Origin of the sequence: Vreelandella venusta, assembly GCF_015689495.1 — a bacterium.
Lineage (GTDB): Bacteria > Pseudomonadota > Gammaproteobacteria > Pseudomonadales > Halomonadaceae > Vreelandella > Vreelandella venusta.
The window spans coordinates 469599-491346 of sequence record NZ_CP065135.1 but is presented as its reverse complement, the minus strand read 5'-3'; the positions used below and the strand labels follow the sequence as shown (position 1 = coordinate 491346).

20 protein-coding genes are annotated in these 21748 nt (G+C 54.2%); 10 read left to right on the top strand and 10 right to left on the bottom strand.

Translation table 11 applies throughout. The annotated features are described in order from the left end of the window. The first annotated feature begins 2 nt into the window (after window positions 1-2). Genes phnH through phnP form a run of 8 tightly spaced genes read left to right on the top strand, consistent with a single transcriptional unit; the run spans window position 3 to window position 6854 of the window. Complete coding sequence (gene phnH / locus IR195_RS02400) at window positions 3-722, top strand: phosphonate C-P lyase system protein PhnH (protein ID WP_206048665.1); 720 nt, start codon at window positions 3-5, stop codon at window positions 720-722. Then, on the top strand, window positions 722-1837 hold the full coding sequence (locus tag IR195_RS02395; protein WP_206048664.1) for a carbon-phosphorus lyase complex subunit: 1116 nt from the start codon (window positions 722-724) through the stop codon (window positions 1835-1837). The genes phnH and IR195_RS02395 overlap by 1 nt, the downstream gene beginning before the upstream one ends. Beyond that, window positions 1824-2690 (top strand): alpha-D-ribose 1-methylphosphonate 5-phosphate C-P-lyase PhnJ, encoded by an 867-nt coding sequence (locus IR195_RS02390; RefSeq protein ID WP_206048663.1) that lies wholly within the window; start codon window positions 1824-1826, stop codon window positions 2688-2690. Before IR195_RS02395 ends, IR195_RS02390 begins: the two co-directional genes overlap by 14 nt. Next, window positions 2687-3505: a phosphonate C-P lyase system protein PhnK gene (gene phnK / locus IR195_RS02385; protein WP_146944077.1), complete on the top strand. Its 819-nt coding sequence runs from the start codon at window positions 2687-2689 to the stop codon at window positions 3503-3505. The genes IR195_RS02390 and phnK overlap by 4 nt, the downstream gene beginning before the upstream one ends. 40 nt (window positions 3506-3545) lie before the next feature. Then, window positions 3546-4352, top strand: coding sequence for a phosphonate C-P lyase system protein PhnL (gene phnL, locus IR195_RS02380; protein WP_241006783.1), 807 nt, complete (start codon window positions 3546-3548; stop codon window positions 4350-4352). After that, entirely contained in the window at window positions 4352-5500 is a 1149-nt protein-coding gene (locus IR195_RS02375; RefSeq protein ID WP_146944075.1) for an alpha-D-ribose 1-methylphosphonate 5-triphosphate diphosphatase, read from the top strand. The genes phnL and IR195_RS02375 overlap by 1 nt, the downstream gene beginning before the upstream one ends. Beyond that, window positions 5500-6060, top strand: a complete 561-nt coding sequence (gene phnN / locus IR195_RS02370) for a ribose 1,5-bisphosphokinase (protein WP_146944073.1) — start codon at window positions 5500-5502, stop codon at window positions 6058-6060. The genes IR195_RS02375 and phnN overlap by 1 nt, the downstream gene beginning before the upstream one ends. A 32-nt stretch (window positions 6061-6092) precedes the next feature. Further along, on the top strand, window positions 6093-6854 hold the full coding sequence (gene phnP, locus IR195_RS02365; protein ID WP_206048662.1) for a phosphonate metabolism protein PhnP: 762 nt from the start codon (window positions 6093-6095) through the stop codon (window positions 6852-6854). Between the two features lie 367 nt (window positions 6855-7221). Here phnP and IR195_RS20510 read toward each other — a convergent pair whose 3' ends face one another. The 9 genes from IR195_RS20510 to IR195_RS02320 form a co-directional block, all read right to left on the bottom strand. Then, complete coding sequence (locus IR195_RS20510) at window positions 7222-7356, bottom strand: FAD-binding oxidoreductase (RefSeq protein WP_206048661.1); 135 nt, start codon at window positions 7354-7356, stop codon at window positions 7222-7224. A 293-nt stretch (window positions 7357-7649) separates the two neighbouring features. Continuing rightward, window positions 7650-9032, bottom strand: a complete 1383-nt coding sequence (locus tag IR195_RS02355; RefSeq protein ID WP_206048660.1) for an L-serine ammonia-lyase — start codon at window positions 9030-9032, stop codon at window positions 7650-7652. Window positions 9033-9304: 272 nt separating this feature from the next. Next, a complete protein-coding gene (gene purU, locus IR195_RS02350; RefSeq protein ID WP_125745293.1) occupies window positions 9305-10171 on the bottom strand; it encodes a formyltetrahydrofolate deformylase in 867 nt (288 codons plus the stop codon). A gap of 62 nt (window positions 10172-10233) precedes the next feature. Beyond that, window positions 10234-10869 carry a sarcosine oxidase subunit gamma gene (locus tag IR195_RS02345; RefSeq protein ID WP_206048659.1) on the bottom strand — a complete coding sequence of 212 codons (636 nt, stop codon included), beginning with the start codon at window positions 10867-10869 and terminating at the stop codon, window positions 10234-10236. Then, a complete protein-coding gene (locus IR195_RS02340) occupies window positions 10862-13912 on the bottom strand; it encodes a sarcosine oxidase subunit alpha family protein (protein WP_206048658.1) in 3051 nt (1016 codons plus the stop codon). Before IR195_RS02340 ends, IR195_RS02345 begins: the two co-directional genes overlap by 8 nt. Next, the gene (locus tag IR195_RS02335; protein WP_125745287.1) at window positions 13909-14250 is read right to left on the bottom strand and encodes a sarcosine oxidase subunit delta; all 342 of its coding nucleotides are present in this window, start codon (window positions 14248-14250) and stop codon (window positions 13909-13911) included. The genes IR195_RS02340 and IR195_RS02335 overlap by 4 nt, the downstream gene beginning before the upstream one ends. Window positions 14251-14275: 25 nt before the next feature. After that, the gene (locus IR195_RS02330) at window positions 14276-15526 is read right to left on the bottom strand and encodes a sarcosine oxidase subunit beta family protein (RefSeq protein WP_125745285.1); all 1251 of its coding nucleotides are present in this window, start codon (window positions 15524-15526) and stop codon (window positions 14276-14278) included. Window positions 15527-15573: 47 nt separating this feature from the next. Further along, window positions 15574-16887, bottom strand: a complete 1314-nt coding sequence (gene glyA / locus IR195_RS02325) for a serine hydroxymethyltransferase (RefSeq protein ID WP_125745283.1) — start codon at window positions 16885-16887, stop codon at window positions 15574-15576. Window positions 16888-17191: 304 nt separating this feature from the next. Beyond that, window positions 17192-18298 carry an FAD-binding oxidoreductase gene (locus IR195_RS02320; RefSeq protein ID WP_206048657.1) on the bottom strand — a complete coding sequence of 369 codons (1107 nt, stop codon included), beginning with the start codon at window positions 18296-18298 and terminating at the stop codon, window positions 17192-17194. A gap of 361 nt (window positions 18299-18659) precedes the next feature. Between IR195_RS02320 and IR195_RS02315 the strand changes: the two genes are divergently transcribed. Then, window positions 18660-19946 carry an aromatic ring-hydroxylating oxygenase subunit alpha gene (locus IR195_RS02315; protein ID WP_206048656.1) on the top strand — a complete coding sequence of 429 codons (1287 nt, stop codon included), beginning with the start codon at window positions 18660-18662 and terminating at the stop codon, window positions 19944-19946. A 185-nt stretch (window positions 19947-20131) separates the two neighbouring features. After that, window positions 20132-20758: a TetR/AcrR family transcriptional regulator gene (locus IR195_RS02310; protein WP_125745277.1), complete on the top strand. Its 627-nt coding sequence runs from the start codon at window positions 20132-20134 to the stop codon at window positions 20756-20758. Between the two features lie 137 nt (window positions 20759-20895). Here IR195_RS02310 and IR195_RS02305 read toward each other — a convergent pair whose 3' ends face one another. Then, window positions 20896-21747, bottom strand: a complete 852-nt coding sequence (locus IR195_RS02305) for an ABC transporter permease (RefSeq protein ID WP_206048655.1) — start codon at window positions 21745-21747, stop codon at window positions 20896-20898. Window position 21748: the final 1 nt, after the last annotated feature.

Below are 21748 nucleotides of genomic sequence, written 5' to 3'. Positions count from 1 at the left end.
CCATGCAGCATATTTTAACAAGTGCCGAGCCTCACGATCAGCGATCGCATGATCTAAGGCCGCATGACTGGCCAGCCCTTGATGACGCTGTTCACCATGGCCAACGCTTATTCCGCCAACTGCTAAGCGCTATGGCTGAACCCGGCACCATTGAGGAAGTTAGTCTCTCGCCCCTACCTGAAGGCGTTGGCTTGTCACGCGCTGCCTGGGGAGTACTCCTAGCACTGTGCGACCTGGACTCGCGGATATGGATCTCCAACGAGCTGGATCGTGATGGCATGGCAGAGGCTATCGCTTTCCACACAGGGGCACGCATTGTGACCCAGGCCGACCAGGCCGACTTCGCCCTACTAACACCGCAGAGTTGTCAGGACCTGCCAAGCTTCGCCGAAGGCAGCGACACTCACCCGGACCGCAGCACAACCCTGTTGGTGGTATTGCAGACATTGGCCAACGCCAAAGGACAACCCAGCAATAACACTGGCTGCTGGCGCCTGAGCGGCCCTGGTATTGCCGATACGCGAATGCTCGAGCTAGATGCTTCTGCCGAGGTGTTAATGACACGTTTGAAGGCTAATAGCGGCAGCTTTCCCCGCGGACTAGACACTATTTTGACCTGCTCAGAGCGCCTAGTTGCGATTCCGCGTAGCACTCGTATAGAGCCTCTAGCCGGCATGGCTTCAATGGATCAAGCCGCCGTCTGTGCAGAGGAGAACGCCTAATGTACGTTGCTGTAAAAGGTGGCGAACAGGCCATCGCCAACGCCCATCAGTGGATGGCAGACCGCCGTCGAGGCGACCGAACACAGCCCGAGCTTAGCGTTGACCAGGTTTGTCGTCAGCTCGGACTCGCCGTGGATCGCGTCATGGCTGAGGCTTCACTGCATGACCCTGAACTCGCTGCTTTGGCATTAAAGCAAGCCAGCGGTGATCTGACGGAAGCAGTCTTTCTGCTGCGCGCCTATCGCACTACCTTACCAAGGCTGGCCGATAGCACCCCACTCAAGACAAGTGACATGCAGGTAGAGCGCCGTATCAGTGCCGCTTTTAAGGATGTCCCCGGAGGCCAAGTTCTTGGGCCTACCTACGACTACACCCACCGTCTACTTGACTTCATGCTGCTGGCAGAGGGCGAGATCCCCGACCCAGCGCGCGCCGAGGCTGGGCTAGAAGCCTGCCCGCAAATACTCGATGCCCTTGATGCCGAAGGGTTGATTGAACAAGAGGTTGATGATGGTGCCGTGCCTTACGACATCACTCAGGATCCACCCGACTTCCCAGTTGATCGGGCTACTCGCCTGCAAATGCTGGCGCGCGGCGACGAAGGATATCTACTAGCACTGGGCTATTCGACCCAACGTGGCTACGGCCGCAACCATCCTTTCGCTGGAGAGATTCGTCAAGGCACCGTCGAAGTGGAAATTGAGGTGGAAGGCTTTGATGGCCCCGTCTGTATCGGGGAGATCGTCGTTAGCGAATGCCAGATGATCAATCAGTTTGGCGGCAGCCGTGAAAAGACGCCTCAGTTTACTCGCGGCTATGGTTTGGCCTTTGGCCGTAACGAGCGCAAAACCATGGCCATGGCGCTGGTCGATCGCGCGTTGCGCGCGGAAGAACTGGGTGAGCCGATTCAAGGCCCTGCCCAGCAGGCAGAGTTCGTACTAGCTCACGCCGACAATGTTGAAGCCTCCGGCTTTGTTTCTCACTTGAAACTGCCGCATTACGTCGATTTCCAGTCGGAGTTAGAGCTGCTGCGTCGCCTGCGTCGTGAACACACCACTCAAGAATCTGCAGACTCTCGCCTTCCCAGCAGGAGCGTCCGAAATGAACGCCAGTAATGACAAAGCCGACAATGTTTATAGCGGCTACAACTTCGCCTATCTCGACGAGCAAACTAAACGCATGATCCGCCGCGCGCTGCTCAAGGCAGTCGCGATTCCCGGCTATCAGGTCCCTTTCGGCGGCCGAGAAATGCCAATGCCTTACGGATGGGGTACGGGGGGCATGCAGCTTACCGCTAGCATCCTTGGCGCTGATGATGTGCTTAAAGTGATTGACCAAGGCGCCGACGACACCACCAACGCCGTCAGTATTCGTACTTTTTTCGAGCGTGTGGCTGGGGTCGAGACGACGACCCGAACCGGGGAGGCCAGTGTGATCCAGACCCGCCACAGAATCCCCGAACAAGCCTTGACGAAAGGCCAAATTCTAGTATTCCAGGTGCCCATCCCAGAACCGCTGCGATTTATTGAGCCAAGCGAAGAGGAAACCCGAATAATGCATGGCCTTGAAGAGTATGGCGTGATGCACGTCAAACTCTACGAAGACATTGCCCGTCATGGACATATCGCGACAACTTATGCCTATCCGGTCAAGGTCGCTGATCGCTATGTTATGGACCCCTCACCGATTCCCAAATTTGATAACCCCAAGCTCAACATGAGCGAAGCGCTAATGCTGTTCGGCGCGGGCCGCGAAAAGCGCCTGTATGTCATTCCGCCGTACACACGGGTTAAGAGCTTAGATTTCGAAGATCATCCGTTTGAGGTCCAGACCTGGGGGGAACCGTGCGCTTTGTGCGGGGCTACCGATAGCTACCTTGACGAAGTTATCACCGACGATCAGGGAGGACGGATGTTCGTCTGCTCGGATACGGACTACTGCCAAGATCGCCACGAGGAGGTGGCATGAAGCGCCCACAGCTTACTCGCCCTGCCCTTCTTGAAGCGCGCGACATTACGCGTTTATACGGCCCCAACCAGGGTTGCCAGGACATCGATTTCACCCTGCACCAAGGTGAAGTACTCGGCATCGTCGGTGAATCAGGCTCTGGTAAGTCGACCCTACTGAGGGTGTTATCAGGGCTTGAAAAGCCCGATAACGGTCAAGTGATTTACCACCGCCCGGAGCCATTCGGCACTGCAGCTGTTGAGGCAAAAGATGAGTTTGATCTTTACGCCATTAGTGAGGCTCGGCGTCGGGCACTGTTGCGTCTCGAGTGGGGCCTTGTGCACCAGAACCCTCGTGATGGCTTGCGCCTAGGAGTATCCGCTGGGGCCAACATTAGCGAGCGCCTGATGGCACTGGGGCAACGCCATTACGGTAACCTGCGGGACGCCAGCCAGGACTGGATGGGGCGAGTAGAATTAGACCCACGCCGCATCGATGATGCGCCACAAACGTTCTCGGGAGGCATGCAACAACGCCTGCAGATTGCCCGCACGCTGGTGACCGAACCCCGCCTCGTGTTTATGGATGAGCCCACCGGTGGCCTCGATGTCTCAGTCCAAGCACGCCTTCTCGACATGCTACGCACCTTGACCCGGGAGCTTGGTCTCTCAGTGATTCTGGTTACTCATGACCTAGCGGTTGCACGACTGCTGGCCCACAGACTGATGGTGATGCGCCGTGGACGAGTAGTGGAAGCTGGGCTAACCGACCAGATCCTAGACGACCCACAGCACGATTACACCCAGCTACTCGTGTCATCGGTGCTGACACCATGAACCGTGCCCACTCTCAGGATTTTACGTTGAGGAGCCCGCTATGATGGCGAACAAACAAGCCTTTCTGAGCGCATCGTCGCTCGACAAGTCTTTCATACTACATGCTCAGGGTGGCCAGCAACTTACCGTGATGCGCGGCCTTGAACTAAGCCTAGTACCAGGCGAATGTCTTGTGCTAGCCGGACGTAGCGGTATCGGAAAAAGTACCTTGCTGAAAATGGTTAATGGCAATTATCGCGTCTCCGGTGGCCGATTGACGCTGCACTTCGATGACAGTGAACTGGAACTTTCAGACCTGCCTGCGCATGCGTGGCATGTCTTGCGTCGCGATGTGATTGGCTATGTAAGCCAGTTTCTGCGTGTAGTGCCACGGGTCTCTGCGCGAGAAGTAGTCATGGAGCCTCTACTGTCTAGAGGCTGTGAGGTAAACGAAGCGCGCAGTCGTGCCGAAGCGCTACTAGCCCGGCTCAACCTCCCTGAGCGACTGTGGAGCCTGGCTCCTGGGACCTTTTCAGGGGGCGAGCAACAACGCGTCAACATTGCCCGAGGCTTTATCGCAGAGCATCCGCTGCTGCTGTTGGACGAGCCTACCGCCTCTCTGGATAGCGCTAATCGCGATGTCGTGGTCGAGCTGATTCTGGAAGCCAAAGCTCGCGGCAGTGCAATGCTGGGTATCTTTCACGACGAAGATGTTCGCGATCGCGTCGCCGACCGTCTGCTGCCATTGGAAAACCATATGTTGCGTTCAAGTGACACTCTGTTCTCAGACGCTGACTCGGGTCAAGCATCAGCTAGCGCCTTTGCTACATCGCTGGCAGGGAAAAGTGATACCAAGGAGGCGCTGTGATGGGTGCCAATAACCAGATTCTGACCAACGCTCGCCTAGTACTCGAAGATGACATAGTCCATGGCAGCCTTGTCATCAAGGACGGGATGATCATGGCCGTTGAACGTGGGCTTAGTACACTGCCAGGTGCTATCGATTGCGCAGGCGACCTGCTGATCCCCGGGTTGATCGAGCTGCACACTGATAATATGGAAAAATACTTTCAGCCACGGCCTAAAGTATCGTGGCCACCGCGATCAGCGGCCTTGGCCCACGATGCACAGATGGCAGCGAGCGGGATCACCACGGTATTTGATGCGGTGTCCATTGGTGACGTGGATGACCACAGCATGCGTCAGAATGCGTTGCATCAGATGGTTGAGGCCCTGACCGAGATCAACCGCAACGGCATGGCCCGCGTAGACCACCGTTTACATCTACGCTGCGAGGTTTGCCACCCAGATACGCTGGCACGCTTTCAGTCCCTTGCGGACACTCCTGAGCTTGGCTTGGTATCTTTGATGGATCACTCGCCAGGGCAACGTCAGTTTGCCAGCTTCGACGCCTACCGAGTGTACTACAAGGGCAAGCACGGCTTCGATGATGCCAGCCTCGATGCGTTCATCGAGCGTCAACAGGGCTTTAGCACTCAATATTCAAGCGCCTACCGTAAAGCAATTTCTCAAGCCTGCCATGAGCGTGGTCTAGCGCTTGCCAGCCACGACGATGCCACTGTAGAGCATGTGGCCGAAAGCCTTGAGTACGGCACTAAAGTAGCGGAATTTCCGACTACCCTGGAAGCTGCCAAAGCCTCACATAAGAACGGTATGGCAGTGATGATGGGTGCGCCTAATGTGGTACGTGGGGGCTCCCATTCCGGCAATATTGCCGCCAGTGAGCTAGTGCGCCATGGCGTGCTTGATATTCTTTCTTCGGACTACTACCCGGCTGCGCTTCTAGACGCAGTCTTCCAGATTGCCGCTATGGAGGGAGGCTATGACCTACCCCGTGCTGTGGCCTGCGCTTCGCGTAATCCTGCCAAAGCGGTCGGGTTTGATGACCGTGGCCGCATCAGTGAGGGGCTGCGTGCGGACTTGATTCGGGTGCGAGAAGTAGACGGCCATCCGCTGGTACAGCGGGTATGGTGCGCTGGAAAACAGGTGCACTAATGGGACGACTGGTCTATTTGATCGGTGCTAGCGGCGTGGGCAAGGACAGCTTGCTACAGGCCGCACGCCGCGCTCACCCCGAGTGGGTCGTTGCCCACCGCTATCTCACTCGGGAAAGTGGCATGGATGAAGACTGCGTGTCACTCAGCAATGCCGAATTCGCGGTGCGTCGCGAATCTGGCCTACTGTGCCTCGACTGGCATGCTCACAACTTAAATTATGGCGTTGGCGTGGAGGTTGAGTCGTGGCTTGCCAAAAATGCCATCGTGCTACTTAACGGTAGCCGCCGAGCCTTACCGAAGGCGTACGATCGTTTCGGTGAGGCGCTGCTTCCAGTAGTGATCACTGCGCCTGCCGAAGTGCTGCGTCGTCGGCTAATTGAACGTGGACGAGAATCGCCCTGCGAAGTCGAACACCGGCTCAGACGCCACCACGCAATGGAGCGCGAACTGGCCGAGTCTTTTCCTGAGATCGCCCGAGTCGACAATGGCGGAAAGCTTTCAGATAGCCTCGCGGCACTGACAGCGGTGATCGAGGGACGCTTTTCGTCCAAGTTATAGAATCCAGGGAAGCTATAGCAGGGGAACTATCGATGGAGTTTCGATTTAATGGTACCGGCGACAGCGCTCAGGTACCACGCTTTGGATGCAACTGTGTGGCCTGTAACCGAGCCAGGGTGTTTACCAGCTTACAGCGCAGCCCCTGCTCGGCGGAGGTCAGGGTCGACGGCAAGCGTTACTTGCTTGACGCCGGACGTATGGATCTGGCACTTAGCTGCGAGATGGAACGACCTGCGGCATTCTTAATCACGCATTATCATGCCGACCATGTTCAAGGCCTTTTTCATTTGCGCTGGGGTTGCGGAGAGCCGATTCCGGTTTATGGACCCAAAGACGCCCAAGGCTGCGCCGATTTGCATCGAAATTCTGGGATACTGGACTTTCAGCCTGGGCTCAAACCATTCAGAACGATCAAGTTCGATAGCCTGACAGTGACGCCTGTGCCGCTCAAACACTCCAAGCCAACACTGGGCTATTGTCTTGATGATGGCGGTACAAGGCTTGCGTATCTCACCGACACTTTCGGCCTACCGGTAGAAACGGAGCGCTTTCTAAACAGCTGGCAACCTGACGTGGTAATACTGGATGCCTGCCACCCAGCTTCCTACGCGACACCTCGAAATCACAACACAATTACTCAAGCGCTAGATATTATCACTCGGCTAAATCCACCTCGGGCCTACCTCACTCATATCAGCCATGAGCTTGACGCTGAGCGCCTGCTGAAACCTGTGGATCTACCACTCAAAGTGCGCATTGCTCAAGATGGAGATACGCTCGATAATTGGCCATAAACACCCTAATAATAATTTATCTAAAAAGTATTCGAGAGCAGCATTAAGGTATGCACGTTAACTTTATTATCCGGTTAACGCGTTGGCGTTCTGATTGGTTTTGCTCCTATCAAACACGCTCTTCTTGGAAACTATCAGTCGAGCTAAGCTCTCTACTTACTGGGAGCTCATCGGCACTGCTTTATCGGGAGAAAACCCCAGAGCCGGACGCATCGGTAGTACACGCCATGTTTCGATATACATTATGTGCTGAAGATTGCACTGAAGGTGACAACGCGGCTTAAAAGATTTAGGAAAGGAGAGAGGCTATCAAAAAGGAAATCTGATCTGACACTAATATTAATATAGTGTCAGACCAGGTTTAAGATTACTCGAAACGGTCTACTCGGAAAGGCGCCAAATTAATATCGGAAGGACGCCCAGCCAGTTGATCGGCGATCAGTTCGGCGGTAATCGCCGCCTGAGTCACCCCTAGATGTTGATGGCCAAACGCAAACTGCACTTGCGGGTATTTACCAGTAACCCCTACCGCTCCGAGTGGCGTGAGCCCAACGAGAACACGAGAGGCCTGATGCGTTAGTACTTCCCCTGAGGAACGAACTTACGGCAGGCCACTGCCAGATGGTGAAAGGTAGTCAAACCAACTGAATCCCCTCCCCCGAAAACGGCTCGTCTATTGGGCACCAGTGCAGGTGTTCTGGGGATATACTCAGATGCCTTGGATATCGCAAGTAGCGTTAAAACAACGCACTCAAACAACAGTTGATTTAACGACCCTGCCAGATACATTAGCGATTAACATTCAATAGCATTAACGGCCAATCCGCCTTTGGAAGTTTCCTTATATTTATCAAGCATATCTCTCCCCGTATCGCGCATAGTGCGGATTACCTTATCCAGCGATATAAAGTGAGTACCATCACCGTGCAACGCCATTTGCGCTGCATTAATGGCTTTTACGGTGGCAATCGCATTGCGTTCGATACAAGGCACCTGAACCAGACCTCCCACCGGGTCGCAGGTTAACCCTAAATTGTGTTCCAGGCCGATTTCGGCCGCATGCTCAACTTGCTCAGGCGTTCCGCCCATCACATCCGCTAAGCCAGCTGCCGCCATGGCGCACGCCGAGCCGACTTCCCCTTGGCAGCCTACTTCCGCCCCCGATATCGACGCGTTCTTCTTGCAGAGAATGCCAATGGCACCTGCCGCTAGCAGGAAATCCACGACGTTTTTCTCGCAGGCGTTGGGCTGAAATTTCATATAGTAGTGCAGCACGGCGGGAATAATGCCTGCAGCGCCGTTGGTGGGCGCCGTTACCATGCGTCCTCCTGCGGCATTCTCTTCATTAACCGCGAGCGCAAAAATATTGACCCACTCCATCGCGGAAAACGTCGATGCGATTAGGCAATCATTCTGCTCAGCGGCTAAAAGCCGCTGATGCAACAGCTTAGCCCTGCGTTTAACGTTTAACCCGCCCGGCAATACTCCTTCATGGGTTAACCCATTGTCGATGCACTCACACATGACTTGCCAGATTCGCCACAACTCATTTCTGACCTCGTCTTCTGTCCGCCATACTTTCTCATTCTCTAGCATTAAACGGCTAATACTTAGCTGCTCTTTTTTACATAATGCTAGCAGCTCTTCAGCCGTATCGAAGTTATAGGGAATAGTTGCCTCATCAAAGTCCTCTAACGGCATATCCATCTGGGCTTGTTCAACAACAAAACCGCCCCCCACCGAATAGTAGATATTTTCATACAGTAATTCGCCTTGATGTGTAAAGGCAGCAAGCCGCATGGCATTAGGGTGATGAGGCAAACTCTCCTCATGGAAATAAATATCGCGATTCCAGTCAAAAGCGATTGTTTTTTGGCATCCAAGCTCTAATAACTGACTCTCTTTAAGCGACGCAATAGACGGCCCAATAATCAAAGGATCAATCGTGTCGGGGCGCTCACCCATCAGCCCCATAATAATTGCGTGATCCGTTGCGTGCCCTACCCCCGTCGCGGACAATGAACCATAAAGATGAACGTCTAGATGGGCCACTTGATCAAGAAGATCGGCTTCGCGTAGTGATGTAACATACTTAAAAGCGGCCTGCATGGGCCCGACGGTATGAGAACTGGAGGGGCCTACTCCAATCTTAAAAAGGTCGAAAACACTGATAGGCATTGGAGCACCTCTTGACGTATAAACAGGGGAAACTCAGGCGGCGCCTGAAAGTTTTAATAATTTATTGATGTAATTAAAAACAAAACCAAACTATCTTTTATAGATAAATTTTTATTTTTATAAACCGAAATACTTAAGCACGCATTTTCATTTTATACATAACCAAGGGCTACCTAGCGAACTAAAAAACGCTTAGCGCTGACAGTAGCCCAGTTATAAAAAGCGCGCTCGAACTGTGTGTGTTTGTCGCTAATAGCGATAAGCCAAAAACCTTAGTTACCAAACACCACTGTACGCCCAGAATAAAAGAACACACGACGCTCTAAATGATAGCTAATCGCTCTAGCCAGCGTCAGGCACTCGATATCCCTTCCCTTGGCAACCAGATCCTCTGGGTAGTGGGTGTGATCCACTGGCTCGACCCCTTGAGCAATAATTGGCCCTTCATCAAGATCATTATTAATATAATGCGCCGTTGCACCCACCAACTTAACGCCTTTTTCGTACGCCTGGTGATAAGGCTTAGCGCCTTTAAAACCGGGCAGTAGTGAGTGATGGATATTGATGGCTCGTCCGGCTAATAATTCACACATTGAGGGCGAAAGCACCTGCATATATCTTGCCAGCACTACTAGCTCAGCGTCAGTATCCGCGATGATTTTGCGTACCTGCGCTTCCTGCTCCAGTTTAGTCTCAGGGCTAATGGGTAGGTAGTGATACGGCAGGCCGTGCCATGCTGCCAACGGCTCCAGATCAGGATGGTTGGAAATCACCGCTTTGATATCTAACGGAAGCTGGCCCGTCCGATAACGGTAGAGCAGATCATTCAAGCAGTGATCGGCCTTGGAAACCATAATCACGGTGCCTGTGCGTTTACCCGGCGCCGTCAGCTCAAACTGCATATCGAATTCGCCTGCCCGTGCGGCAAAATCGGCGTGGAAGCGCTCGTCATGGAAGTCGTCTCGCTCTGGACGAAACTCGGCACGAATAAAAAAGCGCCCGCCCAGCCGGTCATCGAAAGAGTTAAGTTCAGTGATATAGCACTGCTGCTCTTTTAAAAAGCGCGTGACGACGTCTACCGTTCCCAAACGGCTTGGACATTGGGCGGCAAGTATCCAGGTATCACTCATTCGGCTCATAGCGCATGTATCTCTGTTAGCGGCAGAAGATAGCGGCCGAAGCAACGCTTCGGCCAGCCTGATTATTGTTTTACGTTCACGCCATACTCTGCTGCTGAATCCAGTAGCCAGCGGTAGCAGTAGTCGGCAAAACTGCGCCGCACGACTAACTCCCAACGCTCCTCACTGGGCCGACGAAGGATGGTCGTGGCCTTGGCGAAAACGGTAGTAACGCCTTTGCCCACTGGAAAGTGGCGGGGGTGAACATCGTAGACCACCGCTTTCATCAACAGCTCGCGGGCCGCTTCTCCGGTAATCTCTAACACCGTTTGCCCACCACTGACATCGCTGATGGCATAATGGGAATCTCCTAAACGCTCCCGCAATTGCATCTCTAGAGGGAACTCCTCACCGCCAGGCACAATCACCAGCCACTCGTCAGGGGAAAGCCACTGAATAGAGCGTTCGCCGCTAGCATCCTGCACCAGCGCTTGGGGCTTACCAGGCAAGCTAATCCCCAGCACGTCGCGCACCGCTTCATCGAGAACGATAGCACCGCCTCGTAAGATCAGATGCCCTAGCATTGCCCGCTCGCGTAGCTGAACTCGACTTGAACTACCAGCACGAGGAGCACCACTATGGCGGTAGCTAAAGGCTAACGGGGACTCTACCGGGATAGCGGTATCAGTACGGGTATCGAAAGTGGCCGCATTAGACATTTTGGCGCTCTCCCTTGGGGTCATAAAAAACGGTGCTGACGATTTCAGCTTCGTGAACTTGGCCGTCTGCCATAGGCAAATAGACGGTTTCGCCCATTTTCTTGAGACCGCCCTTAACTACCGCTAAGGCAAATCCAGAGTCCAGAGTTGGGCTGTAGTAGCTGGAGGTCACATGCCCTGCCATAGGCATCGGGATCGCATGCTTGGGATCAAACACAATCTGCGCGCCCTCCTCTAGCACTACCGTTGGATCCTTTGGTTTTAGCCCTACTAGCTGTTTGCGGTTTTCGCGCTTGGTATCTTCTCGCGTCAGGGCTCGCTTACCAATCCATGAGAAAGGCTTGTCGTAACCCACACACCACTGCATGCCCAGGTCTTCCGGCGTCACGGAACCGTCAGTTTCCTGGCCAACGATAATAAAGCCTTTTTCAGCACGCAGGACGTGCATGGTCTCTGTGCCATAGGGCGTCAAGCCATACTTCTCACCATGCTTGAACAGGGTCTGCCACACGTGCATGGCGTAGTTGGCTTGAACGTTAATCTCAAAGGTCAACTCACCGGTAAAGGAGATGCGATAGACACGTGCAGGCACCCCAGCCACTTTGCCAGCACGCCACTCCATAAACTTGAAGCTATCACGGTCGAGATCGATATCCGTCATCTCAGCCAGCAGCTTGCGGGCTTCGGGACCGGTAACCGTCATGGTGGCCCAGTGGTCCGTTACTGAAGAGAAGTAGACATCCAGTTCTGGCCACTCGGTCTGATGCCATAACTCCAACCATTCCAATATCGCTGCTGCACCACCGGTGGTGGTGGTCATCAAAAAGTGATTTTCAGCCAGACAACTGGTCACGCCGTCATCGGTGACCATGCCATCATCTTTACACATCAGGCCGTAGCGGCACTTACCAACCGCTAGCTTCTCCCACTTGTTGGTATAAACACGCGCCAGGAATTCACGCGCATCCGGCCCTTGAATGTCGATTTTGCCAAGCGTCGAAGCATCGAGAATCCCCACTTTCTCGCGCACCGCTGAGCATTCCCGAGCGACCGCTTCGTGCATAGTCTCGGTCTTGCCATTCACTTTCTGTGGGTAGTACCAAGGACGCTTCCACTGACCGACATCCTCAAACTCGGCGCCGCGCTCAACGTGCCACTGATGAAGGGCGGTATAACGCTCGGGATCGAACAGATCACGGCAGTGGCGACCCACGATAGCGCCAAAAGTCACCGGCGTATAATTAGGCCGAAATACCGTGGTGCCCACCTCAGGGATGGAGCGATTCAGGCAACGAGCGGCAATGGCCATACCATTAATGTTACCCAGCTTGCCTTGGTCGGTGCCGAATCCCATCGCGGTATAGCGCTTAATATGCTCGATAGACTCAAAGCCTTCCCGGGTCGCCAGTTCGATACCCGCTGCGGTGACGTCGTTCTGCAGGTCGACGAATTGCTTAGGTCCGCGCAGCGTGGATTTCTCATGGGGAACCTGAAAAAGTGCCACTGCTGGTCCCTGCTGAAGGCGTTCAACGCTAGGCAGATTAACCGGCTGAGCTGCGTGGCCGGTGGCAGCGGCTGCTTTAATACCCGCTTCAATACCCTCAGCAAGTACGTCTCCCAACGCATAAGTGCCATTAGCGCCGCCGCAGGCATGAACGCCCTTCACAAGCCCTGGCACAAAACCAAGAATATCGTCACGCCAAGTAGGCCGCGAGCCGGTATGGGAAGCCAAGTGAATGACCGGACTATAGCCCCCCGAACTAGCAATAGTGTCGCAGACCAATTCCTGAACCGGACCGCTCACTCGGTAAGCACCAATATCGATCTTGGCCACCCGTGCGGCAGTGACTCGATTGCCGCCTTTCGCTTCGATAACGGCACTGCCGGTGATGATTTTGATACCTTGGGCACGGGCGGCATCGACCCAGTCCCCTGCAGGTGCTTCGCGGGCATCAACAACCGCCACCACCTCGCAGCCTGCTTCCTTCCAGTCTAAGGCGGCGCGATAGCCATCATCGTTACTGGTGGAAAGCACCAGTTGGCGGCCCGGTACGACACCATAGCGTCGAATGTAGGTAGAAACAGCACTTGCCAGGAGGTTGCCTGGAACATCATTTCCCGCATACACCAATGGCCGTTCGTGAGCGCCTGTGGCTAGGATCACCTGGCCAGCACGAACTCGATGCATACGGGAACGTACCAGGCGATGGCCATTGACGACAGGCGCTGTTTCGCCCAGATGCTCGGTACGCCGTTCGTGCAGCGTCACAAAATTGTGGTCGTGATAACCGTTAGCCGTGGTGCGCGATAGCAATGTGACGTTGTCACATTCAGCTAGCTCTTCAAGCACTCGAGCAACCCACTGGTCTGCTGGCTTGCCATCCAGCGTTTCGCGGCTACCCAACAGTGAACCGCCCATTTCCTCTTGCTCATCGGCAACGATCACCCGCGCACCACCACGGGCAGCAGCCAATGCTGCAGACAAGCCGGCAGCGCCAGCGCCAACGACCAACACATCGCAGTGTTGATGAAGGTGGTCATAGCTGTCTGGATCGGCTTCCATCGGGCTGCGGCCCAAGCCTGCCGCCTTACGAATGTACTTTTCGTAGGTCAGCCACATCGATGCCGGTGCCATAAACGTCTTGTAGTAGAAGCCCGGCGGCATAAATTGCCCACCTAACTTGCCTACCAAGCCCATCAAGTCGCGCTGTACATTAGGCCAACCGTTGGTGCTACAGGCGGCTAATCCATCAAACAGTGCTTGCTGGGTAGCACGAACATTGGGCACCTGTGCTGCTTCGGTACTGCCTAATTGCACAATGGCATTGGGCTCTTCCGCGCCTGCGGCGACGATGCCTCTGGGGCGCGAGTACTTAAAGCTGCGGTTAACGATATCCACACCGTTAGCCAGCAGCGCCGAAGCCAGGGTATCTCCAGGGTGCCCTTGGTAACGCTGACCGTTAAAGGTAAAGCTCAACGTACGAGAGCGATCGATTCGGCCGCCAGTCGTTAGGCGGAACACTTGTTGCTTAGACTGGCTCATGCCCGCACTCCTTCTGGATGGCTTACCGCTGCCGCTTCGCGTGGCTGCTTTTGGCTGTCGGCAGTTATCGTCGGCTGCTCGCCCATTTTGTAGGTTTCGAGAATCTCGTAGCTCACCGTGTGGCGGGTCACGTTGAAGAACTTGCGGCAACCTACCGCATGCACCCACATTTCGTGATGCACCCCTCTGGGGTTATTGCGGAAGAAAAGGTAGTCACCCCACTCTTCATCGCTACACGCCTCGGGCTCTTTGGGTCGCTCAATATGCGCCTGGCCCTTGGGGTGGAACTCCTCTTCCTCACGGTGCTCGCCGCAGTAGGGGCAATAGATATAAAACATGTCGGATACTCCTCTCGTATGAACCCTAGTGGGCCACGCCGGCGGCGCCGTGCTCATCAATCAGCGCACCGCTATGGAAGCGGAACATGGAGAACGGCTCAGCAATGGGGTGCATCTCACCCTTAGCCAAGCTAGCGGCAAACACATGGCCCGATCCAGGAGTAGCTTTAAAGCCACCTGTGCCCCAACCACAGTTGAAGAACAACCCCTTCACCGGTGTTTTAGAGATAATCGGACAGGCATCCGGACAGGTATCGACAATACCGCCCCACTGACGATTCATACGCACCCGGGAGAAGATCGGGAACATCTCGACGATCGCCTGAAGGGTATGCTCTACAGTGGGATAGCTACCGCGCTGGCCATAGCCGTTATAGCCATCAATGCCGGCGCCAATGACGAGGTCACCTTTATCAGACTGGCTGATATAGCCATGCACGTGATTAGACATCACCACGGTATCGAGAATCGGTTTGATCGGCTCAGAGACCAGGGCCTGTAGCGGATGGGACTCTAGGGGCAACTTAAAGCCGCCCATGTTAGCCAACACGCCAGAATTACCAGCGGTGACACAGCCCACTGTCTTGGCCTCGATATCGCCACGGTTGGTGTGCACACCGTAGATCCTGCCGTCTCGGATCTTGAAGCCGGTAACTTCGGTCTGCTGGAGGATATCCACCCCGTGAGCATCAGCACCGCGCGCATAGCCCCAGGCCACAGCGTCGTGCCGCGCTACTCCAGCGCGCGGCTGCCAGGAAGCGCCCATCACCGGGTAGCGAGCGTTCTTAGAGCAGTCCATGATCGGCACCAGCGCCTGCACACCCTTGGTGTCGAGCACTTCGCCATCAATGCCGTTTAGGCGGTTCGCGTTGACCCGACGCTGAATATCGCGCATATCCTGCAGGGTATGCCCCAGATTGAGCACCCCACGCTGGGAGAACATGACGTTGTAGTTAAGATCTTGGGAAAGCCCTTCCCACAGCTTCATAGCATGTTCGTAAAGGGCAGCCGACTCGTCCCATAAGTAGTTCGAACGCACGATGGTCGTATTACGGGCGGTATTACCACCGCCCAACCAGCCCTTCTCGATCACCGCGACATTCTTGACACCGAACTCTTTGGCCAAGTAGTAAGCCGTGGCCAAACCGTGGCCACCACCACCGACGATGATCACATCGTACTGCTTTTTAGGCGTGGGATTGCGCCATTGGCGCTCCCAGTTTTCATGGTGGCTCAGCGCGTGCTTGACCAGGCCGAAGCCGGAATAGCGTTGCATAGTGGTCTCCTTAGTTCAGCCGCGCCGGGCCTTGCCGGCAAGCCGATTCAAGCAATAGATTCGACGGCTTCAGCGACAGCTTCAGCATAGACAGGGTGCCGGGCACACACGTCACTCACTTTAGCCAGCACCTCGGCCTCAATGGCAGCGGTGTCACGTCCAGCAGCTAATACATCGAGGATGTCACAAATCCAGCCAGCCAATTCGCCACACTCTTGGGCATTGAAGCCGCGCGTGGTGACCGCTGGGGTACCAATACGTAGGCCCGATGTCACAAAGGGGCTCTGGGGGTCGTTGGGCACCGTGTTCTTGTTAACAGTAATGTGCGCGCGGCCCAGTGCAGCATCCGCATCCTTACCCGTGACGCCCTGCTGGATAAGCGAGACCAAGAAAAGATGATCTTCGGTACCACCCGACACGACATCATAGCCGCGCTCCATGAAGACGCTGGCCATGGCTTGGGCGTTATCGATCACCTGCTGCTGGTAACGCACAAACTCCTGGCTCATGGCTTCCTTGAACGCCACCGCCTTCGCCGCGATAACATGCATTAATGGGCCACCTTGCTGGCCTGGGAAGACTGCACCATTAAGCTTTTTATAAAGCGCCTCGTCGCCATCCGCAGACAGAATCAGGCCGCCGCGGGGGCCACGCAATGTTTTGTGGGTAGTCGTGGTGACGACGTGGGCATGAGGCAACGGGCTCGGATAAAGGTTAGCTGCCACCAAGCCTGCAACGTGAGCCATGTCGACCATTAAGTAAGCACCCACTTCATCAGCGATCGTGCGGAAACGGCGCCAATCCACCACGCGAGAGTAGGCAGAGAAACCGGCAATGATCATTTTTGGCTGATGCTCGCGAGCCAAACGCTCAACTTCTTCGTAATCGATCTCACCCGTTTCCGGCTTGAGACCGTACTGAACGGCGTTGTAGTGCTTGCCCGAGAAGTTAGGGGCGGCACCGTGGGTTAAATGGCCGCCGTGGGCAAGGCTCATACCTAGAATCGTATCGCCAGGTTTGACCAGCGCCATAAACACTGCGGCATTGGCCTGAGCACCGGAATGCGGCTGCACATTGGCATAATTGGCACTAAATAAGTTACAAGCACGCTCAATGGCTAAGGCCTCAACCTTGTCGACGAACTCACAACCGCCGTAGTAGCGACGACCTGGATAGCCTTCCGCATACTTGTTAGTCAGTTGGGTGCCCTGCGCTTCCATGACAAGCTGGCTGGTGTAATTTTCGGAGGCGATTAGCTCAATATGCGCTTCTTGGCGTACCGTTTCTTCAGCAATTGCTTCTGCAAGCAAACTGTCGTAACTGGCCAAACGTGCTTTGGGGGAAAAATTACTTTGAAGCATTGTCGCCTCCTGATGAGTGACTTTTTTATTAAGTGCTGGACGCTCTCTTTAACGCTGGCAAACCAAGGCTTCTATCAACCAGAGTTGTTATCAACCAAAATTCCTGCCAACGCTTTCTTACCGCGATACTATCGTTGGTTTCCTGGCCCAAGATACTTGTTGACGTCACCACTCGATGCATTTGCGACATCGACATAAATTAGCCTAGCTGCGCAGATAGACGATCATTGATTACCCATAAAAAAGCGCCCCAAACGGCAGAAAACCTTAAGGGGCGCTTTACTGAAAGTATTAAACAAAGGGGTTAAAAATCGACGACGAGATCCCCTTTAGGGCGACTGCAGCAAGATAGAATGTAGCCATCTGCGACATCCTCATCCGTAATGCCCCCGTTATGCTCCATATCCACCTCCCCCGACTTGAGCTCTACGCGGCAAGTTCCGCATATGCCCATACCGCATGCTTTGGGGATATGCAGACCCAACTTCGCCGCTGCTGCATGCACCGTTTCGCCAGGCTGAATGCGCACACTTTTGCCAGTTGAGGCGAACTCGATGCTGTGCAAGTCCTTGCTATCAATATTTTCAGCTTCGACTTCTGCTTGCTCGGCCAGCTCACGTACATCATCACGAACGTCGACAGGCGTGGCACCAAACGACTCTTCGTGATAATGGCTCATATCAAAGTTATGGTGCCGCAAAATACGTTTAATGGCGTTCATATAGGGAGTAGGGCCGCAACAAAAGATTTCTCTCTCCATAAAGTCCGGCACCATTAACTCAAACAGCGGCTCGGTGAGATAACCACGGTAGCCAGCCCATGCCTCACCAATATCTTCCTTGCTCTCACAGATAATGTGCAGTTTGAATTCGGGGATACGCGAAAACATATGCACCAATTCACGATGATAAATGACATCGCGGGGTGCTCGAGCGCTATGTATAAATTCAACATCAACAGCGGCATTAGTATCAAAAAGCCAGCGTGTCATAGACATTAAAGGGGTAATACCAACGCCGCCAGAAAGAAACAGCACTTTCTCGGCAGGAAAGTCGATCGAGTTAAAGTTCCCGACCGGCCCATGTACCACCAGCTCATCGCCCACCTTTAAATTGGCATGCAGCCAATTGGACACAACGCCCCCCGGCACCTGCTTAACAGTAATCGAAAAACTGTAAGGAATAGAGGGTGAACTAGAGATTGTATAGGATCGCATGATCGGCTGATTATCGATCTCAAGCTCTAGGGTCACAAACTGGCCAGGCTTGAAGAAGAACAGTACCGGTTGCTCCGCCATAAAACAGAACGTGCGTACATCCTGGGTTTCTTGGATCACCTTAACGCAACGTACTTGGTGGCGGCCGTTAGTCCAGGTTTGGGTCGTGACCGGGTTAAAGAAATTAGTTGTCATTATCGCCTCTGCCTGACCAGCCTTCATCGCTATGCATTACCGAACTATATTGGCTATAGCCCAGCACCGTTGGTATGCATTTTGGGGACGCTCCTCTTAGCCGACTTACCTGACAACGACGCGCACTTACCTCGTGCCACTCTTAATTGCTTAGAAACCTCTTCTTTAGTCGCCGTTACGCCACCTGATGTCGCGGGCAGATAATTGGTAGGCGTTAGCCTGAAACACAATCAGACAATGTCATCAGGCTCCACTCGACTACAACGCCAGGTTACGCAACAGAACAACAAGATAAGCAATCTTGACCAACGGCCGCCACGCAGCCCTTGAGGGGAAAGCGGAGGTTTACGAGGATACTGGTATGGAAAAAAGCGTTTCTAATTGGATGGACGACCCACTCGCTGCGGCTCGTGAATCAACGGCCCAGATGCTGCAAGAAAGGGCACGTACCTTTTCACTTCCGCAGCCGTTTTATAACGATGCCCGTCTGTTTGCTATTGATATGCAAGAGATTTTTGAAAAAGAGTGGTTATTCGCAGGCATGACCTGCGAGATCCCCACCAAGGGTAACTTCATCACCTTGGATATTGGTGACAACCCCATCGTTATTGTGCGCGGTAGTGAAGGCGTTATTCATGCGTTTCACAATGTGTGCCGCCACCGTGGTTCGCGTCTGTGCGTAAAAGATAAGGGCAAAGTAGCGAAACTCGTCTGCCCGTATCACCAGTGGACGTACGAGCTTGATGGCCGCTTGCTGTTTGCCGGTAGCGACATGGGCACTGACTTCGACCTCAACCAGTTTGGCCTCAAGCCAGTCAACGCCCAAACCGCTGGCGGCTTCATCTTTATCAACCTGAGCGAAGAGCCACCTGCAATTGACGATTTTCTGACAACGCTTGAGCATTATCTTGAGCCATACCAGATGGATAACGTCAAGGTTGCCACCGAATCCAGCATCGTTGAGCAAGCCAACTGGAAGCTTGTGATCGAAAATAATCGCGAGTGCTACCACTGTAACGGCGCGCACCCTGAACTGCTTAATTCGTTGCAAGAGTTTGATGATACCGACGACCCCCGCGCAACACCCGCCTACAAAGCGCTGGTGGCACGTAAACAAGCAGACTGGGACGCAGAGCAGGTACCTTACCAATTGAAACGGTTTGGTAAACGCAATCGCCTGACGCGTACGCCGCTACTGGATGGCATTGTCTCCATGACAATGGATGGTAAGCCCGGCAGCAAGAAACTGATGGGACGTTTATCAAGCCCCGATATGGGCTCACTACGCATCCTTCATCTGCCCAACTCATGGAACCATTTCATGGGCGATCACGCGGTGGTATTTCGCGTATTGCCAATTGGTCCGCAGCAAACCGTGGTAACCACTAAGTGGCTTGTCCACAAGGATGCCGTGGAGGGAGTCGACTACGACCCAGAACAGCTTCGCCGAGTATGGGATGCCACCAACGACCAGGATCGCCAGCTCGCCGAAGAGAACCAGCGCGGCATCAACTCAAAGGCTTATCAGCCTGGACCTTATTCTGAAACCTATGAGTTCGGTGTTATCGATTTTGTCAATTGGTACGCTGCTCGCATGCTTGAGAATCTAGGCCACGAGGCTCCCACGTTACAGCTAGCCCAAGGCTAGCGACGTCATTCAACACAAGACATACAATTCACTGGCCCGCTGATGCGGGCCAGGCTTGTTTGTGCGGCACGCATAGGAACATTGATCATCAACCGTCACTAGGATCCAGCCATAAGCGCTAACCATGTGTACAGGCAAAAGACACATGTGTACACTATATCGCAACTCTCCTAAAGGTTAGCCCAATGCCCTCCTCTCATACGTCCACCACCAAAGGCTCCCAAGACGTCTGGCTTGATGCGGCGTTTGAGACGCTACTAGAATCAGGCATCGATAGCGTACGTATTCAGCCCCTGGCCAAGCGTCTAAAGCTTTCTCGAACCAGTTTCTACTGGTTCTTTAAAGACCGTGAGTCACTGCTCGAAGCACTGATCGCGCGCTGGCGTGAAAAGAACACCCAAGGGCTGGTGCATCAGACGGAAGCTTATGCCGAGAACATCGTCGAGGCGATGCTTAATGTCTTTGACTGCTGGTTGAACCCTGACTTATTCGACTCTCCGCTAGAGTTCGCCATGCGCAGTTGGGCGCTACAATCGGCGCCGGTGGTAAGTGAAATCGAGGCTGCCGATGCCACACGCATCGAAGCCCTTACACGCATGTTCCAGCGCTACGGTTATGATTCATTGGCGGCTAACGTCCGTGGCCGCACGATCTACCTAACCCAGATCGGTTATATCTCGATGAAGACTCAAGAGCCGCTCAAAGTGCGCATGCAGCGCATCCCCGCCTATGTCGAAATATTCACCGGCCAGCCTCCTGGCGTCAGGGAACTGCAACGCTTCCATGCCCGCCATGGGTATGTAGCAGAATAGTAAGCCGATGCCGTCGAGTCGCGTAACACCCAAGCAACCCTCTATGACGCACTCAGGTTAGCCAAAAATCTGCCATATAAAGTGCTGATCCTCACCGTTCCCGATGAGAACCGACACAGCATCAGCTCTGCTTGGACTCAGTCGGGAGAGAGTCCCCGTAGACGCTCACTACGCCGACGTAGCAGCTCAAGCGTGGTAAGCAGCAGCATCGAGAGCAGCACCAGCAGGGTCGCAACCGCAAGGATTGTCGGGCTAATCTGCTCGCGAATGCCCGACCACATTTGAATCGGCATGGTACGTTGCTCGGGTCCAGCAATGAATAGCACCACCACCACCTCGTCGAAGGACGTAATGAAAGCAAACAGCGCTCCTGATACCACTCCCGGTGTCACCAGAGGCAGTACCACCTTAAAGAAGGTTCGTGTCGGGTTAGCACCGAGACTATGCGCCGCGCGGATCAGCGTAGTATCGAAGCTCGATAGCGTAGCGGTCACGGTGATGACCACAAAGGGAATGCCGAGCGCCGTATGCGCGAGGATGACGCCAACGTAGGTCTGGGCGAGATTGACCTTGGAAAAGAAGAAGAACATCGCCGCCGCAGAGATGAGCAACGGCACGATCATCGGCGAGATCAACAGCGCCATGATCGCGCCACGCGCAGGCATATGCCGACTCGATAACCCTAGCGCCGCTACCGTCCCTAGCACTGTGGCTAGCAGCGTGGAGGCAATACCGATGATAAAGCTGTTTTTGATGGCATTGAGCCACTCGCTCGATGTGAAAAAATCCTGATACCAGCGCAACGAATAACCGGCCGGGTCGAGCGTCAGCATTTCCTTGCTGAAGGTGAAGTAAGGTTGCGCATTGAATGACAACGGTATGATCACCAATAGCGGTCCGATCAGAAACAGGAACACCAGTCCACATATAGCCAGAAAGATGTAATGCCAAATGCGCTCGCCACGGGTGGCATAGGAAGGAATAGCCATC